The organism is Streptomyces sp. (assembly GCF_035644915.1).
GTDB lineage: Bacteria > Actinomycetota > Actinomycetes > Streptomycetales > Streptomycetaceae > Streptomyces.
In genome coordinates this window covers 11,700-28,137 of sequence record NZ_DASQNP010000268.1, presented here as the reverse complement: position 1 = coordinate 28,137, position 16,438 = coordinate 11,700, and the positions used below count along the sequence as shown (strand labels likewise).

12 protein-coding genes and 1 pseudogene are annotated in these 16,438 nt (G+C 72.9%); 11 read left to right on the top strand and 2 right to left on the bottom strand.

Annotated features, from left to right (window positions below; all coding sequences use genetic code 11):
• Nucleotides 1–608: 608 nt before the first annotated feature.
• The gene (locus VE546_RS27775) at nt 609–908 is read right to left on the bottom strand and encodes a hypothetical protein (protein WP_324927256.1); all 300 of its coding nucleotides are present in this window, start codon (nt 906–908) and stop codon (nt 609–611) included.
• Between the two features lie 57 nt (nt 909–965).
• Here VE546_RS27775 and VE546_RS27770 point away from each other — a divergent pair, with 57 nt between their 5' ends.
• Genes VE546_RS27770 through VE546_RS27760 form a run of 3 tightly spaced genes read left to right on the top strand, consistent with a single transcriptional unit; the run spans nt 966 to nt 2,417 of the window.
• On the top strand, nt 966–1,280 hold the full coding sequence (locus VE546_RS27770) for a hypothetical protein (RefSeq protein WP_324927254.1): 315 nt from the start codon (nt 966–968) through the stop codon (nt 1,278–1,280).
• A gap of 8 nt (nt 1,281–1,288) precedes the next feature.
• Nucleotides 1,289–2,023 (top strand): hypothetical protein, encoded by a 735-nt coding sequence (locus tag VE546_RS27765; RefSeq protein ID WP_324927252.1) that lies wholly within the window; start codon nt 1,289–1,291, stop codon nt 2,021–2,023.
• A 28-nt stretch (nt 2,024–2,051) separates the two neighbouring features.
• A complete protein-coding gene (locus tag VE546_RS27760; RefSeq protein WP_324927251.1) occupies nt 2,052–2,417 on the top strand; it encodes a hypothetical protein in 366 nt (121 codons plus the stop codon).
• A gap of 612 nt (nt 2,418–3,029) precedes the next feature.
• Here VE546_RS27760 and VE546_RS27755 read toward each other — a convergent pair.
• A pseudogene (locus VE546_RS27755) lies at nt 3,030–3,667 on the bottom strand (transposase family protein); the annotation flags it as partial.
• Between the two features lie 509 nt (nt 3,668–4,176).
• Here VE546_RS27755 and VE546_RS27750 point away from each other — a divergent pair.
• The 8 genes from VE546_RS27750 (at nt 4,177) to VE546_RS27715 (ending at nt 16,345) form a co-directional block, all read left to right on the top strand.
• Entirely contained in the window at nt 4,177–5,451 is a 1,275-nt protein-coding gene (locus tag VE546_RS27750; RefSeq protein ID WP_324927248.1) for a type III PLP-dependent enzyme, read from the top strand.
• Nucleotides 5,452–5,512: 61 nt separating this feature from the next.
• Entirely contained in the window at nt 5,513–6,946 is a 1,434-nt protein-coding gene (locus tag VE546_RS27745; protein ID WP_324927245.1) for a diaminobutyrate--2-oxoglutarate transaminase, read from the top strand.
• Nucleotides 6,943–8,607, top strand: coding sequence for a pyridoxal phosphate-dependent decarboxylase family protein (locus VE546_RS27740; RefSeq protein ID WP_324927242.1), 1,665 nt, complete (start codon nt 6,943–6,945; stop codon nt 8,605–8,607). Before VE546_RS27745 ends, VE546_RS27740 begins: the two co-directional genes overlap by 4 nt.
• Nucleotides 8,604–10,421, top strand: a complete 1,818-nt coding sequence (locus tag VE546_RS27735; RefSeq protein ID WP_324927239.1) for an IucA/IucC family protein — start codon at nt 8,604–8,606, stop codon at nt 10,419–10,421. Before VE546_RS27740 ends, VE546_RS27735 begins: the two co-directional genes overlap by 4 nt.
• The gene (locus VE546_RS27730) at nt 10,418–11,800 is read left to right on the top strand and encodes a lysine N(6)-hydroxylase/L-ornithine N(5)-oxygenase family protein (RefSeq protein ID WP_324927237.1); all 1,383 of its coding nucleotides are present in this window, start codon (nt 10,418–10,420) and stop codon (nt 11,798–11,800) included. The genes VE546_RS27735 and VE546_RS27730 overlap by 4 nt, the downstream gene beginning before the upstream one ends.
• Nucleotides 11,797–13,113: a hypothetical protein gene (locus tag VE546_RS27725; protein WP_324927234.1), complete on the top strand. Its 1,317-nt coding sequence runs from the start codon at nt 11,797–11,799 to the stop codon at nt 13,111–13,113. The genes VE546_RS27730 and VE546_RS27725 overlap by 4 nt, the downstream gene beginning before the upstream one ends.
• Nucleotides 13,110–14,951, top strand: coding sequence for an IucA/IucC family protein (locus VE546_RS27720; RefSeq protein WP_324927231.1), 1,842 nt, complete (start codon nt 13,110–13,112; stop codon nt 14,949–14,951). Before VE546_RS27725 ends, VE546_RS27720 begins: the two co-directional genes overlap by 4 nt.
• The gene (locus VE546_RS27715; RefSeq protein ID WP_414720608.1) at nt 14,948–16,345 is read left to right on the top strand and encodes a glutamine synthetase family protein; all 1,398 of its coding nucleotides are present in this window, start codon (nt 14,948–14,950) and stop codon (nt 16,343–16,345) included. The genes VE546_RS27720 and VE546_RS27715 overlap by 4 nt, the downstream gene beginning before the upstream one ends.
• The last annotated feature ends 93 nt before the right edge of the window (nt 16,346–16,438 follow it).

Below are 16,438 nucleotides of genomic sequence, written 5' to 3'. Positions count from 1 at the left end.
GTTCCGGTGCAGTATCCGGTCGTAGAGCTTCTCGATCACGCGTTCTCCTCGTCGGTGCGGCTCCTTGTGTCCCGCCGGTTCCGTGACCCGTACGGGACCCGCACAAACGCACGACGCCGAGCACCGTGGGGCGCTCGGCGTCATCGTCGACGTTGCGAATTTCCAGCGTGACACGTCTTCCCCGCGGCTTCTCCCCGAGACGGCCATGATCCGAAACCTCGTCCCGACGTGCTCGGTGCAACCGGACGGTGGATGTCCGAATGGTGACGCCCTGTGACGGAGGGGCGGGTATGATGACCGCACCTGCGGAATGCATACGAATCACAACGGTGTGTGATCGGACGGTGGGCCGTTGCCAGGGCTAGGACTACCATCACGCCATGCAAGACCCGCGAGGCGCCCGGCACCTCTTGGGGAGATGCGGGAGCGTTACCTCTTGGCAACGCCGAGACAAAGACGCGGCCGTACTGCGCGGCTTCTTGGCGCACGAGTGGGACACACCAAGAGGGCAACCCGAGGCGGAAAACGCAAAAAAATCCTTTACATGTCTCCGGGTGCCCTCATCACCGGCGGAACCGTTTATCAGCTGCTTGCCCAATAGCCGCGAATCAGCCGGAAACGATTTGACTCAGCGCCATCACCGCCAGCAACCATCCGAGTGCTCCCCAGCTGAAAGCAACTCGCCGACGCCTCCAGCCCTCGATTCCCAAACCGGCACTCACCAGGGCCAGCACGGCCACCAGAAGGCCGCCGAGGGTGAAATCCCCAGTGAAAGCAGCACCGAGTAGAGCTGCAAGAAAACCCAAGGAGAAGATGATCCCAGCAGCCAACCCCGTGGTATAGATAAACCTGTTGGGGTCGTTCTTCCGATCCGTACGGCGGTCACTTTGACTCCGGGGGGCAGACATGAGAACCATCATAGCACCGGAAGCCTCGCCAAAACAGCCCAAGACGCACGGAGAGCCATGACCCTTAGAGTAAATCCGGACAACCTGAAGGATTACGGAAGGATGATCGCTCGCGCTAGGGACGACGCCCAGGAGGGCAAAGATTACCTTAATCGATACGGCGACGTTCCATCGACCGTCCAAGGCCTCTTCACTAGGCCGTTCGACTTCCATGGAACTTTGAAAGGGGACGTGGAAAGAGTACTGAGTCGACTCCGCTCCCTCCTCGATGCCTCTTCCAAAGAACTGAACAGATCGGCGGATTACTACCGAAACACCGACCTGGAAGAAGCAGCCCGGATGGACGCCCTTCTGCCGAAATCGAAACGCTGAAATATCTTATGGCCTTCAAAGACGTAGTCGAGCCCACCAGCCACCTCAAGGCACCCGGCACCCCAGACGAGTTTAAGACCCCCCTTGAAGTCCTCAATAAGGCGAGCGATCTCATCAGCCCGACCTACTGGATGAACGAGATCATCGCGGCATCCACGGGTTTCAATCCTCTGGACAAGGCGAAAGAGTACTTCGCGGGCGACTGGGAAGCCTACGCGAAGTGTGCCGAGGTGTGGGAGAACATCGGAAAACTATGCGCCGACATCGCCGAGAACACCCGTGCGGGGAATAAAGAGCTCGACAGCACCTGGGACGGCAACGGAGCGGACTCCGCGTTCGTCTACTTCAAGAATCTGGCCGACCGCTGCGAAGAACTGCAGTCCGACCTGAACACGCTGAGCACCAAATACACGGTGGTATCACACGGCGTGTGGTCAACGGCCGAATCAGTCGGTGCGATCCTCGCCCAGATCGGTGACGCCGCCGCCACGGCGGCGATCGCGGCTGCCGCCGGTACGTTGACCAGTTGGACCGGATGGGGCGCGGCCGTCGGATACGGGCTGGCCACTTTCGAGGTTTTGAGCATCGTTAAAATGTGGGGAAACGCAACCAAGCTGATCAATAATTGCCAGATCACCGTCAACGGAGCCATGGGAAGCATCGAGGCGGTCGGCGGAGAGTTGGCAGGAAAGCTTCATGACTTTCCGCTCCCCGGTCACGCTTACAACAATCCATTGGTTTGACCCAACCCGATACACCAAGGAAACTTCAATGTCCCGGGAAGACGAACCCAGCAGCCCCGAGGTAGATGATCGGGAATTCCAGAATGAAAACCGAGATCGAGTTCAAGCTCGCGCGTTGCGCAAGCAGCTTCAGCAACTGGCTCAAGGTGGCGCCGGAGCCGTACTACAGGAGATGGCCAAGGAGATCCTCTCAGGCCGTGTGGGGCTTCGCGAAGCCATGCGGGTCCCCGCTTACGCAGAGGCGCTGGGAGAACGTGTCCGAACTTACCGGGAATCCTGGGAGAGGATGACGCCAGAGGAACGCGAGAGACAACTTTCCGAAGCACGCCGTTTTCTCGAGGCCCAACGTCAAGAGATTGAGCGGGAAATCCGGGGAGAAAAGCCGACGTTCTAGCCTGAACCCGGCGGCAGACAGTGACGGACCCGGTTTCGTACAGGCACGGGCAGCGACATGCTCGTGGGCGAGCGATCACCAACCTCATGACAAACAGCGTTGGAACCACCGTTCACGCCACCTGCGCCGAAGATCGCGCTTCTCGGAGCACGCCTCGACGTCGGCCGGTCACCGGTAGGCTCGGAGCCGGATTGTGGATCCTCAATCGACGGGTCAACACCGAGCCACACCGCGCATGGCGAGAAGTCTTCGCCGAGACGGCGCCACACGCGCCGTCCGACCCGGTGCCCGACCAGAGCGTCGAGGCCCTCCATCACATGATCCCTGCCTCGCCAAGCAAGGCCCGGAGGAGCCTTCCAGTGCCTTACCCACCGGGGCACCGCGAACAAAAGCGAATGGCGCCGACCACGCTGGTGCCGCCCTCCAAGAATCGGCAAGTGCCAAGGCAGGAGTCATCCACCGCCGCCCAGCCGTGAATCCGGCCTCATACAAGGAGCCGGGACTCATCCCAAAGACCAAGCACTGTCACTGAGCCTTCTCAGCGTTACCTCTCCGGCGTGGGAATGGCTGCGGCGTTTGGCATCGTTCACTTAAGACTGCTGCGTGATCTGCGAAGATCCGCCAGGGCTTCAGTCGCGCCATCCCATATTCGATGGGTGCGATCCTGAGCCAGCACGCGGTTGACCGTGCGCTGAGTCGGGGTCAGCTCGCCGCCGGACGGCCGCTTGCGCCCGGCGGTCGCCCAGAAGCCGACACCCTGGTAAGCACGGTCGGCCAGTACGGGCACGCCCTGGCGCTCACAGATCCGGATGGCCTGATGGGTGCGGGCTGGGGGAACCGTTCGGCCGGAGGCTGGGGAGGTCGGGTCGTGGCACCCGGCCCGGCAGGGCCGGCGAGATCCACAGCAGGTGGCCGGTCGGGTCGGTGACGACCTGCACATTCACGCCGTGCCGACGGTGCTTGGTGGAGTAGTCGGCCCGGCCGTCGCCCAAGCGGTCGTACTCGGTGAGGGTGCCGTCGAGCAGCACGTAGTCCGGATCGCTCGCGCAGGACTGTGAGCAGGCCAGGGGGCTCGGGCGGCGAGGAGCCGGTGACCGCGGTGGTGTAGGCGTGGGCGGTGCCCACTGAGATGCCGAAGCCGGCGATCTGCGCGAGAGTGTCGTGCTTGCGCAGGTGGACCAAGGCGACCAGCGCACGCTGGGGGGTGGGAGCCTACAGCGGCGGCCACCCTCCCGGGTGACGATGAACATCGTGACCCACTCGCCCAGCACGTGCGGCAAGGACAGGGGAGCAACGAAGATCCTGTGCCGGTGGGTTGAGACGTCGAGCACCTCCCTCAACGGCACGGGAGCCCCGTGCGTTGCGGGTACGGATGCCTCACCCGATCGGCGGCCACGCTGAAAGAGCTCACTCTGGCGAGCGCCCCCTGTGAACCGTCTCTCACAACACGACTCGCCCTGTTCTCGGAGGCGCAACTCTCAGAGCAAGGGCCTCAGGGGCGAGTCGCACAGTCTCGGCGCCGGCGTCCGAACGTCTTCGCCGGCCGGCGAGGCAGGACTTGGAAAGAACCCGAAGAGACGTTAGGTTAGGCTCGCCTAACTAGATGGCGGCCCAGTCGGGGCGGCCAGGGCGACGCGTGCCCGGAGGGGGTTGTGACCGCTCCCGTCAGCGAAGGCGGCGGCCGGCGCCGCGCGCCGGACGACCCGCCGGACGACCGCGCCGCCCTCCCGCCCGTACCGCACTCCCCGAGGTAGAGCCCGTGTCCATCGTTCTCCCGCCCTCCGCCGCCCCGCGCTCCGCCTACCCGGCCGAGGTGCTTCCCGAGCCGGTCCGCCGGCGGCTCCTGGAGCTGGCGGAGGCCGAGGAGCCGGTGTCCGTCTACCTGTACGACGGGGAGGTCGCCGCCCGACGCGCGCGTGAGCTGCGCGCGGCGCTGCCGGAGTGGGCGGCCGTCCACTACGCGGTGAAGGCCAACTCCTTCCCCGGCGTCGTCCGGGCGCTGGCCCCGCACGTGGACGGTTTCGAGGTCGCCTCCCGGTCCGAGCTGGAGCTGGCACTGGCCGCCCTCCGGGAGAACCTCCGGGAGAAGGGGGACGGCGGGGACGGGCCCGCTCCCGTCGTCGCCGCCGGGCCCGCCAAGTCCGTGCCCGTGCTGACCGCCCTGGTGCGGGCCGGGGTCGAGGCGATCAACGCCGAGAGCCTGCTCGAACTCCACCGCATCAGCCGGATCGCCGTCGCCGAGGGCACCACCGCCCGGGTGGCGCTGCGCGTCAACCCCGCCGACATCCCCGTCACCGGCTCGCTGCACATGGGCGGTACGGCCTCGCAGTTCGGCATCCCCGAGCCCGACGTGCCGGAGGTGCTGGCCGAGGCGCTGCGGCTGCCGGGGCTGGACGTGACGGGCTTCCACATCCACGCCGCCTCCAACAACCTCGACGCCGACTCGCAGGCCGCGTACCTGCGCTGGTGCGTGGAGTGGAGCGTCAAGACCGCGCACGCGGGCGGCGTCGACCTGCGCCACGTCGACATCGGGGGCGGCATCGGCGTGGCGTTCGAGGAGCTGTCGGGCGAGCGGCCCTTCGACGTCGCCCGCTTCGGCGAGCTCGCCGGACGGGTCGAGCCGCCGCCCGGCGTGAAGGTGATCCTGGAGCCGGGCCGCTTCCTGGTCGCCGACTGCGGCTGGTACGCGGCCGAGGTGACCGACGTCAAGCACAGTTACGGTTCCGCCTTCGTGGTGCTGCGGGGCGGCATCAACCACTTCCAGCTCCCCACGTCCTGGGATCTGGTGCACAACATCGCCGTGCTGCCCGTCGAGCGCTGGCCCGCCGGCCTGCCGCGCCCCGAGGCCGCCGGTGAGCGCGTGACGGTCGTCGGCGAGCTGTGCACGCCCGAGGACACGTTGCTGCGCGATGTCCGGGTGGACCGCGTCCGCGCGGGCGATCTGGTCGTTTTCCCCTACGCGGGCTCCTACGGCTGGGAGTTCGCCATGCACAGCTTCCTCGGCCACCCCGTCGCGGAACGCCATCTGCTCTGACCATTCCGAGGGACGGCCACCGGGCCGTACCGACACCACCCTCCTGACGGAGCCTCACGACATGACCGTGTCCACCACGTCCCCCACCCAGGCGACCACTCAGGCGACCCCCCAGGCAGCCCCCCAGGCGACGACGCCGGCGACCACGGCCGACGCCATCCTGCGGCGCCAGCGGGAGCGGGAGTCCTCGGCCCGCACCTACGCCCGCTCCTTCCCGATCGTCCCGGCCCGCGCCCACGGCATGACGGTCGAGGGCACCGACGGCCGCCGCTACCTCGACTGCCTCTCCGGCGCGGGCACCCTCGCCCTGGGCCACAACCACCCCGTGGTGACCGAGGCCGTGCGGCGGACCCTGGAGAGCGGCGCCCCGCTGCACGTGCTGGACCTGGCGACGCCGGAGAAGGACGAGTTCACCGACGCGCTGTTCGCCACGCTGCCCCCCGCGTTCGCCGACCGCGCCCGGATCCACTTCTGCGGGCCCGCCGGGACGGACGCGGTGGAGGCCGCGCTGAAACTGATGCAGACCGCCACCGGGCGGCGGGGCGTGCTGGCCTTCACCGGCGCCTACCACGGAATGACCGCGGGCGCGCTGGCCGTCTCCGGCGGCGTCACCACCAAGCAGCCCGTGCCCGGGATCGCCGCCGACGTGACCCGGCTGCCGTACCCGTACTCCTACCGCTGCCCGTTCGGGGTGGGCGGCGAGCGCGGAGCGGAGCTGTCGGCCGCCTACACCGAGCGGCTGCTGGACGACCCCAACGGCGGTGTGGTGCCGCCCGCCGCGATGATCCTGGAGGCCGTGCAGGGCGAGGGCGGCGCGGTGCCCGCACCGGACGGCTGGCTGCGCGCGATGCGGCGGATCACCGCCGAGCGCGAGATCCCGCTGGTCGTGGACGAGGTGCAGACCGGCGTGGGGCGCACGGGCGCCTTCTGGGCCGTCGAGCACAGCGGGATCGTGCCGGACGCGATGGTGATGTCGAAGGCGATCGGCGGCAGCCTGCCGCTGGCGGTGGTCGTCTACCACGAGGACTACGACGGCTGGCTGCCGGGCGCGCACACCGGCACGTTCCGCGGCAACACCCTGGCGATGGCGGCCGGTGCGGCCACCTTGCGGTACGTCGCCCGCGAGGGCCTGGTGGAGCGGGCCGCCGAGGTCGGCGCGCGGATGACGGCCCGGCTGGACGCGCTGCGCGCCGAACTGCCCGTGATCGGCGACGTCCGCGGGCGCGGCCTGATGATCGGCGTCGAGCTGGTCGACCCGGAGGGCGCGCCCGACGCCTGCGGCGCCCGGCCCGCGGCGCCGCGCACGGCGGCCCGGGTGCGGGCGGCGTGCCTGGACCGGGGGCTGATCGTGGAGCTGGGCGGGCGGTACGACTCGACCGTGCGGCTGCTGCCGCCGCTGGTGATCACCGACGAGGAGGCCGAGGCCGTACTGGACCGGCTGGCCGACGCCATCGCCGAGGTGACCGGCCGCCGGGGCACCGGGTGGTCGGCATGACGGGGGGCGTGGCCATGGCCGGAGCCGGGACCGGGCGCCGGGACGCGGACGCCGGCGGGACGTTCGACGGACCGCTCGGCGGAGCGTCCGCCCCTTCCGTCCCCGGGCCCCGGGCGGGCGCGGGCGCCGCCGATGCTCCCGGCGCACCCGTCACCCCCGTCGCCCCCGGTGCCACCGCACCGCGCCGGAGCACCGCCCTGTCCGGCGGTACGGACGGCCCCGCCGCCCTGGAACCGCTGGTGCGCGCCGTGCTCGACGCCCTCGGCGAGGGCGCCGGGCGGCGCGGCGGCCCGGTCCCCGCCGGCACCCCCGGCGAGCTGGCCGGGCGCGTCGCCGAGGAGTACGCCGCGGCCGGCGGCGACGAGGCGCTGTCCCGGCTGACCGCCCTGCTGGCGCACGGCAGCGCCGACCCGGCCGACCCGTCCTGCGCCGCGCACCTGCACTGCCCCCCGCTGGCCGTCGCCGTCGCCGCCGACCTGGCGGTCTCCGCGCTCAACCCCTCCCAGGACTCCTGGGACCAGGCCCCGGCCGCCACCACCCTGGAGACGCTGCTGCTGGGCGAGCTGGCGGAGCTGGTGGGCTACGACGACCGGGCCGCCGGGGTGCTCACCTCCGGGGGCACCGAGTCCAACCTGATGGGCCTGATGCTGGCCCGCGACCGGGTGCTGGGCCGCGCCGCCGGGCAGCAGGTCGAGCTGGCGGGCGTGCCCCGGAGCGGGCCGCGCCCGCGCGTGTTCGCCTCCGCCGCCGCGCACTTCTCCGTGCAGCGCGCCGCGGCCCTGCTGGGTCTGGGCGAGGACGCGGTGGTGCCCGTCGCCGTCGACCGCGACCTGCGCATGGACCCGGACGCGCTGGCCGCCGCCCTTGGGCGGTGCGCGGACGCCGAGGAACTTCCGGTCGCCGTGGTGGCCACCGCCGGGACCACCGACACCGGCGCGATCGACCCGCTGCGCGCCTGCGCGGAGCTGGCCGCCGAGCACGGCGCCTGGCTGCACGTGGACGCGGCCTACGGCGGCGGCGCGCTGCTGTCGGACCGGCTCGCCCACCTGGTGGACGGCATCCACCTCGCCGACTCGGTCTCCCTCGACTGGCACAAGCTGGGCTGGCAGCCCGTCGCGGCGGGCGTGTTCCTGGTCCGGCGCGCGGAGACGTACGCCTCCCTGGCCCGGCGCGCGGTCTACCTCAACCCGCAGGACGACGAGGAGGCCGGCTACCCCAGCCTCCTCGGCCTGTCGCTGCGCACCACCCGGCGCGCGGACGCCTTCTCCATCGCGGTCACCCTGCGGACGCTGGGGCGCGAGGGACTGGGCCGCCTGGTGGACGCCTGCCACGACCTGGCCCTCGCCGGGGCCGCTGCCGTCCGCGCCCATCCCCGGCTGGAGCTGCACGCCGATCCCGTCCTGACGGCCTTCCTCTTCCGCTACCTGCCCGCCGCGGGCGCGGACGACCCCGAGCGGGTGGACCGGATCAACGCCGCGCTGCGGCGCAGGCTGCTGCGCGAGGGGCGCGCGGTCGTCGGCCGCACCGAGCTGCCGGGCGAGGGTCCGGGCCGGGTCCGCCTCAAGCTCACCCTGCTCAACCCGCACACCACCCCCGCCGGCGTCGAGCGGCTGCTGCACGCGGTCGCCGCGGCGGGCCAGGCGGAGGAGGACGCGCTGTGAGCCGGACGGCCGACGGGCCGCGGGCGTACGACGGCGACCCGCTCGACCACCCCGACCCGCTGCGGGCGGGCGACGCGGCGGCCACGGAGACCCTGCTGCGCGCCTACGTCCGCGAGACCGGCACCGAGGTCCCGGCCGCCGGGCAGTCGCTGCACCTGGTCCTGCCGCTCAGCGGGCTGACGCTGCGGACCCGGGTGCGGCACCGGTCGGCGACCGGCTGGCACCGCTTCGGTCCCGTCCGCGTCGTCACCTCCGAGCGGGGCGGCAGCCTCCCGGCCGACGCCGCGCTGGTCGCGGCGGCGCTGATCCGGGAGAGCACGCTGGGCCGCGGCCACCCCGCGCACCTGGGCTCGGACGCGGTGGGCCGGGTGCTGAACTCCGCCCGCCGCACCGCCGTCCACCTCGCCCGGCGGCGGCAGGAGCCCGCCGGCACGACCGGTCCGACGCCGTTCCTGGACGCCGAGCAGGCGCTGCTGCTGGGCCACCCCTTCCACCCCGCGCCCAAGAGCCGCGAGGAGGCGTCCGACGCCGAACTGGACTCCTACTCGCCGGAGTTGCGCGGCTCCTTCCCGCTGCACTGGTTCGCCGCGCACCCGGACGCGGTGGTCGGCGAGAGCGCGGACGACGGCCGGCCCGTGGCCGGTCTGCTGCGCGCGCTCGCCGCGGACCCGGACGGTCCGGACGTCCCCGACGGGATGGTCCCGGTGCCCGTCCACCCCTGGCAGGCCCGCGAGGTGACCGGCCGCCCGGAGGTGGCCGCCCTGCTGGAGGCCGGGCTGCTGCGTCCGCTGGGTCCGGCCGGCCCCGCCTGGCACCCGACGTCCTCGGTGCGGACCGTGCACCGCCCGGACGCCGAGGTGATGCTCAAACTGTCGCTCGGCATGCGGATCACCAACTCCCGGCGCAACAACCTGCGCGCCGAGATGCGCCTGGGCGTACGGGCCGCGCGGCTGCTGGCCGCGGGCTCCCCCGGGCACCCCGGTCCGTCGGCCTGGCTGCGCGCCGAGCACCCGGAGTTCGGCATCCTGCGGGACTTCGCCTGGGTGTCGGTGGGCACCGGCGACGCGGAGACCGGCCTGGAGACGGCCCTCCGCGACAACCCCTTCCGCGGCGGCGCCGGTGACGCCCTGTGCGTGGCCGGTCTGGTGGCCGAGCGCACCGGGCCGGGCGACGGCTCCCCGCCGGAGCACCGCGCCCTGCTGTGCGAGGCCGTGGCCCGCACCGCCCGCGCCCTGGGGACCTCGGTCGCCGAGGCGTCCGGGCGCTGGCTCGCCCGCTACCTCGACGTGCTGGCCGTCCCGCTGATCCGCCTCCAGGCCCGCTACGGCATCGCCCTGGAGCCGCACCACCAGAACACCCTGGTGGCCCTCGACGGCGACGGGCTGCCCGCCGCCGGCTGGTACCGCGACAGCCAGGGCTACTACGTCGCCGCCTCCCGCGCCGCCGCCCTGGAGCGGCTGCTGCCCGGCGTGGCCGAGGGGCTGGAGCTGGTCTTCGACGACGCGTTCGTCGACGAGCGCGTCGCCTACTACCTGGGCATCAACAACCTCCTCGGTCTGGTGGGCGCCTTCGGCGCGCTCGGCCTGGCCGACGAGGAGGACCTGCTGCGCGTGCTGCGCGGCGCGCTGGAGCGGCTGCGCGCGGCCGAGCCCGGCGCCAAGGGCCTGCTGGACCTGCTGCTGGACGCGCCGGTGCTGCGCTGCAAGGGCAACTACCTGACCTGCGTGGACGGGCTCGACGAGCTGGTCGGCGACGTCCACACCCAGTCCGTCTACATCGACCTTCCCAACCCCCTCGCGGAGGCACAGCGGTGACCGATCACTCCGTTCCGGTGGACGACGTGTACGACCTCGTCGGCGTCGGCATCGGCCCGTTCAACCTGTCGCTGGCCGCGCTGTGCGACGGCGTGCCGGGGCTGCGGACCCTCTTCCTGGACCGCAAGCCCGCCTTCTCCTGGCACCCGGGCCTGCTGATGGAGGGAACGGTTCTGCAGGTGCCGTTCCTGGCCGACCTGGTGACGATGGCCGACCCCACCAGCCGCTGGTCGTACCTGAACTACCTGCGCGAGCACCGGCGGCTGTTCCCGTTCTTCTTCTCCGAGCGCTTCCACATCCCGCGCCGCGAGTACGACCACTACTGCCGCTGGGTCGCCGAGCACCTGCCGTCCTGCCGCTTCGACGCCGAGGTCACCGCCGTGGAGTGGGACGGGGCGGCCGAGGCGTTCGCGGTCACCCACCGCTCGGCGGACGGGAGCGCGGCGCGCGTGCTGGCCCGCCGGCTCGTCCTGGGCGTCGGCACCGTCCCGGTGGTGCCCGGGCCGCTGCGCCCGCTGCTCACCGGCGAGCACGCCGGGCGCGTGCTGCACAGCGCCGACTACCGCACCCACCGCGCCGCCCTGGCCGCGCTGGACGACGTCACCGTGATCGGCGCGGGCCAGTCCGGCGCCGAGGTGATGCTCGACCTGCTGCGGCACCAGGACGGCGAGGGCCGGGGCGGGCCGTACGTGCGCTGGCTGGCGCGCACCCCGGCGTTCGCGCCCATGGAGTACTCCAAGATCGGCCTGGAGCACTTCACCCCCGACTACATCCGCTACTTCCGCGGCCTGCCCGAGGCCACCCGCGAGCGGCTGGTGCGCGAGCAGTGGCAGCTCTACAAGGGCGTCAGCGAGGAGACGCTCGGCGAGATCCACGACGAGCTGTACGAGCGGACCATCGGCGGCGGCCGGCCGCGCGCCGACCTCCACCCGGGCGTGGAGGTCACCGCGGCGCGCCCCGCGGGCGGCGACGGCGGCGGTGGCGGGTACGTCCTGACCTGCCGCCACGTGCAGCAGGGCACGGAGTTCGAGGTCCGCACCTCGGCGGTCGTGGCGGCCACCGGCTACGCGGCCGTGCGCCCGGCCTTCCTGGACGCCCTGGAGAAGCTGGTCGACTGGGACGACAAGGGCCGCTACCGGGTCGACGGCACCTACCGGGTCGCGCTCGACGCGACCGTGACCGGCTCGCTGTACGTGCAGAACGCCGAGATGCACACGCACGGCGTGGGCGCGCCCGACCTCACGCTGGGCGCCTGGCGCGCCGCGACGATCCTCAACGACGTCGCGGGGCGCACCGTGCTGGAGGTCCCGGAGCGGACGGCGTGGACGACCTTCGGCGCGCCGGACGCCCCGGCCGAGGCGGCGGGCGTGCCACGGTGAGCGGGCCGGCGCGGCACGCCAAGGCCGTCCTCATCTCGGTCATCGGCCTCCACCTGGTGGCCGAGACCGCGCTGACGCCCTTCCTCCCGCAGCTCTTCGAGCGGCTGTACGGCATCGAGGACCACGGCGCGACCGGGTTCTACCTGTGGGTGTGCCGCATCGTCGGGCTGGCCGCGCTCCCGCTGTGGGGACTGGCGGCCCGGCGGTGGTCGCCGCACCAGCTCGTGCTGGGCGGGCTGTGCGGGTCCGCCGTGCTGGACCTGCTGCTGGGCCTGGCGCCCAGCTACGCCGCGTACACGGCGCTGTCGACCGGCATCGTGGCCACCAACAGCGCGCTGCTGCTGGCCTATCCGGCGTTCATCGCCCAGTGCGACGGCAGTGGCGGGGACGGCGGCGAGCGGTCCCGGCTGGCCGGGATCTGCTCGATCGTGGTCGTCTTCCACCTGTCCAGCGTCGTCGCCACCGTGGTGGGCGCCGGGGTGCTGGCCCTGCCCGACCCCCGCCTGGGCATCTCGGCGTTCGCGGTGCTGGACGTCGTCCTCGCCGTGCTCACCCACCGCGTGCTCGGCGGCCGTACGTCCGCGGGGGCCGTGTCGGCGTCCGGGCCGGGCCCGGCGGAGCGCGCGGAGCCGGCCGGACCCGCCGAGCCCGCCGGGCGGAAGCGCGCCGGGCGGCTGGCGCTGCTCGTCCACGTCGCCCTGCTCGGCCTCGCGTTCGACTTCTCGGTCGCCGTGGCCCGGCCCTTCTTCACCGAGTTCGCCGAGGAGCTGGGCAGCGGGGCGTCCGGTTCCGCCGTGCTGTTCTTCCTGCCGAGCGTCGCCGCGCTGGCCGTGCTGCCCGCCGTACGCCGGTGCCACGACCTGTTCGGGGACCGGCTGCTGCCGCTGGCCCTGGCGGCGGGCGCGGCCGGACTGCTGTGGCAGGCGCTGTCCGCCTCGCTGCCCGCCCTGGTCGGCGGGCGGCTGCTGTTCGGCATCGGGCTGGGCCTGGGCCAGGTCGCCGTGGAGCTGCGGATGTTCCGCGCCACCGGCACCGACGGCCCGGCGTACACGGCCGTCGAGACCGCCCGCTCCGCCGGGCTGCTCGCCGCGCCGCTGGCCGCCACGGCGGCCGTCTCGGCCGACCTCGCGCTGCCGCTGGCGGTCGCGGCGGCCGTCCAGGTGCTGGGCACCGTACTGGCGCTGCGGCGCGTCCGCGCCGGGGCGGCCCCGCCGCCCGTCCCCGCACAGCGCAAGGCCGCGACCGTGCCCGCCCCCGCGCCCGAACCCGAGCCCGTCCCCGCCCTCGCGCACGCCAAGGAGAACGATCGATGACCCCCATCCCCCGCGACGCCTGGACGGAAGCGGGACGCAGGCTGCTCGTCAAGGCCGTCGAGGAGTTCGCGTACGAGGAACTGCTCGTCCCCGCGCCCGAGTCCGGCGACCCCGGCGCCTACCGGCTGGAGCTGGGCGGCGGGGTCCACTGGACCTTCCGCGCCGAGCGGGGCACCTTCGGCACCTGGCGCCTCGTCCCCGGCACCCTCCGCCGCCACCCCGCCCCCGGCGACGGGGAGGACGGCGGGCAGGAGGAGCCCGGCCCCGAGCGGCTGCTGCTGGACGCCCGCCCGGTGCTCGGCTGGGACGGCCCCACCACCGCCGAGGTGCTGCGCGAGCTGACCGCGACCCGGCGCGCCGAGGCCGAGGTCATAGCCCGCGACCTGCCCGCCGCCGCCCTGGCCGACCTGGACCACCTGGACCTGGAGGCCCACCAGGACGGCCACCCCTGCATGCTGCTCAACAAGGGCCGCCTGGGCTTCTCCGCCTCCGACGCCGCCGCGTACGCCCCCGAGGCCGCCGGCGAGGTGCGGCTGCGCTGGGCCGCGGTGCACACCGGCCTGGCGGCGTACGCGGGCGTGCCCGGCCTGGACGCCGACACCCTGCTGGCCGAGGAGCTGGACGCCGCCACCCGCGGGCGGTTCGCCGCCGCGCTGGCCGACGCCTGCGCCGCGAGCGGCCACCGGCCCGAGGAGTACGTCTGGCTGCCGGTGCACCCCTTCCACTGGGACGAGGCCGTCGAGACCCTCTTCGCCCCCTACCTCGCCGACGGCCGGATCGTCCCCCTCGGCGAGGGCCCGGACCGCTACCGCCCCCTGCAGTCCATCCGCACCCTGGCCAACCTCGACCACCCCGGCCGCCGCAACGTCAAGGTGCCGCTGCTGATCCGCAACACGCTGGTGTGGCGCGGGCTGTCCACGGAGCCGACCAAGGCCGCGCCCGACGTCAGCGCCTGGCTGCACGCGCTGCGGGACGCCGACCCGTACCTCCGCGACGAGCTGCGCTTCCACCCGCTGGGCGAGGTGGCCTCCGTGGCCGTGCACCACCCGCTGTACGAGTCGGTCAAGGACGCCCCCTACCGCTACCACGAGCTGCTGGGCGCGGTGTGGCGCGAGCCGGTGGCCGCGCTGCTGCGCGACGGCGAGAAGGCCCGCACCATGGCCGCCCTGCTGAAGGTGGGCTCGGACGGGCGGGCGCTGGTGGCCGAGCTGGTGGAACGTTCCGGCCTGGCCCCGCGCGCCTGGCTGGCCCGCTTCTTCTCGGCCCTGCTGCCCGGTCTGCTGCACTACCTCTACCGCTACGGCGTCGCGTACTGCCCGCACGGCGAGAACACCGTCGTCCTCTACGACGCCGCCGAGGTGCCCGTCGGCATCGCGCTCAAGGACTTCGCCGAGGACGTCAACCTGCTTCCCGGCAGCCACCCCGAGTACGCCGGGCTCTCGGAGCGCGCCGACGCCGTACTGCTGCGCTGGCCCGCGCACGAGCTGGCGCACTCGCTGCTGAGCGCGGTCTTCGCCGGGCACTTCCGCTTCTTCGCGCCCCTGGCCGAGAAGCACCTGGGCGTCCCCGAGGCGGAGTTCTGGTCCCTGGTGCGCGCCGAGATCGAGCGCTACCACGCCCGCTTCCCCGAACTGTCCGACCGCTTCGAGGAGTTCGGCCTGTTCGCGCCCGTCTTCGACCGGGTCGCCCTCAACCGCGAACAGCTCCTGGGCGGCGGCTTCCACGACCGCGCCGAGCGCGACGAGGGCTTCGACGTCGTCCACGGCACCGTCGCCAACCCCCTGGCCACCGCGACCGCCGACACCACCGCCGCGGCCGGGCACGGGGAGGCGAAGTGACCGCCGGGACGACCACCGAGGTGACCGCCGGAGCGTCCGGGAACGCGTACGACCGGCTGCGCGCCGAGGCCGCGGCGGGCCGGATCGAGGAAGTGGTCGTCGCCGTCCCCGACCTCCAGGGCCGCCTGATGGGCAGCCGGCTGTCCGTCCCCTACTTCCTGGAGGAGGCCGCACGGCAGGGCTTCGGCGCCTGCGTCTACCTGCTCGCCTCCGACGTGGAGATGGACACCGGCCCCGGCTACGCCATCGACGCCTGGAACAGCGGCTTCGGCGACTTCGTCCTGCGCCCCGACCCGGCCACCCTGCGCACCTGTCTGCCCTGGGACGACGGCACCGCCCTCGTCCTCGCCGACGCCGTCTGGCCGGACGGGGAGCCGGTCGCGGTGGCCCCCCGCCGGGTGCTGCGCGCCCAGCTCGACAAGCTGGCCGAGCGGGGCCTGGCCGCGTACGCCGGTACGGAGCTGGAGTTCCTGGTCTTCGGCGAGTCCTACCGCGAGGCGTGGGAGCGCCGCTACACCGGCCTGCGGCCCGCCACCCGCTACAACGTGGACTACTCCCTCCAGGGCCTGGAGGGCATCGAGCCGGTCGTGCGCCGCATCCGCCGCGAGATGGTGCGCGCCGGGCTGGCCATGGAGACGGCCCGCGCGGAGTGCCACCCGGGCCAGTACGAGATCGTCTTCCGCTACGCCGAGGCGATGGCCACCTGCGACAACCACGTCTTCTTCAAGAACGGCGCCAAGCAGATCGCCGCCGCCGAGGGCGCCGCGCTCACCTTCATGCCCAAGTTCGACGAGGGCGAGGGCAACTCCTGCCACATCCACCTGTCCCTGCGCGGCACGGACGGCTCGGCCGTCCTCGCCGACGCCGGCGCCGGGGACGGCATGTCGGAGCTGATGCGCCACTTCGTGGCCGGGCAGCTCGCCTGCCTGCCCGACTTCGCCCTCCTGATGGCGCCCAACGTCAACTCCTACAAGCGCCTCCAGCCCGGCGCGTTCGCCCCCACCGGCATCACCTGGGGCCGCGACAACCGCACCTGCCCGGTCCGCGTCGTCGGCTCGGGCCCGTCGCTGCGCATCGAGCACCGGGTGCCGGGCGGCGACGCCAACCCGTACCTCGCCGTCGCCGCCGCGGTCGCCGCGGGGCTGTACGGCATCGAGCACCGCCTCCCGCTGCCCGCCCCGCACACCGCCAACGCGCTGGCCGACGCGTCCGTCCCGCGCCTGCCCACCACCCTCGCCGAGGCCCTGCACCGCTGGGAGACCAGCGAGATCGCGGCCGAGGTCTTCGGCGAGCAGGTGGTCGCCCACTACGCCCAGGCGGCCCGCACGGAGCTGTCGGCCTTCGAGCGGGCGGTCACGGACTGGGAGCGGATGCGCGGTTTCGAGAGGCTCTAGGAGGTCCGCCGGGCCGGGCCTGAGCCGGCGGCGCCCGCCGTCACCCGTTCGGCCCACCCGGCCGCCCGTCCGCGTTGCGGGTCCGCGCCACCT

Excerpts from the sequence above, each read along its gene's own strand:
- VE546_RS27775 (WP_324927256.1), bottom strand. The coding sequence starts at position 908 with ATGTCTGCCCCCCGGAGTCAAAGTGACCGCCGTACGGATCGGAAGAAC.
- VE546_RS27770 (WP_324927254.1), top strand. The coding sequence starts at position 966 with ATGACCCTTAGAGTAAATCCGGACAACCTGAAGGATTACGGAAGGATG.
- VE546_RS27765 (WP_324927252.1), top strand. The coding sequence starts at position 1,289 with ATGGCCTTCAAAGACGTAGTCGAGCCCACCAGCCACCTCAAGGCACCC.
- VE546_RS27760 (WP_324927251.1), top strand. The coding sequence starts at position 2,052 with ATGTCCCGGGAAGACGAACCCAGCAGCCCCGAGGTAGATGATCGGGAA.
- VE546_RS27745 (WP_324927245.1), top strand. The coding sequence starts at position 5,513 with ATGACCGTGTCCACCACGTCCCCCACCCAGGCGACCACTCAGGCGACC.
- VE546_RS27740 (WP_324927242.1), top strand. The coding sequence starts at position 6,943 with ATGACGGGGGGCGTGGCCATGGCCGGAGCCGGGACCGGGCGCCGGGAC.
- VE546_RS27720 (WP_324927231.1), top strand. The coding sequence starts at position 13,110 with ATGACCCCCATCCCCCGCGACGCCTGGACGGAAGCGGGACGCAGGCTG.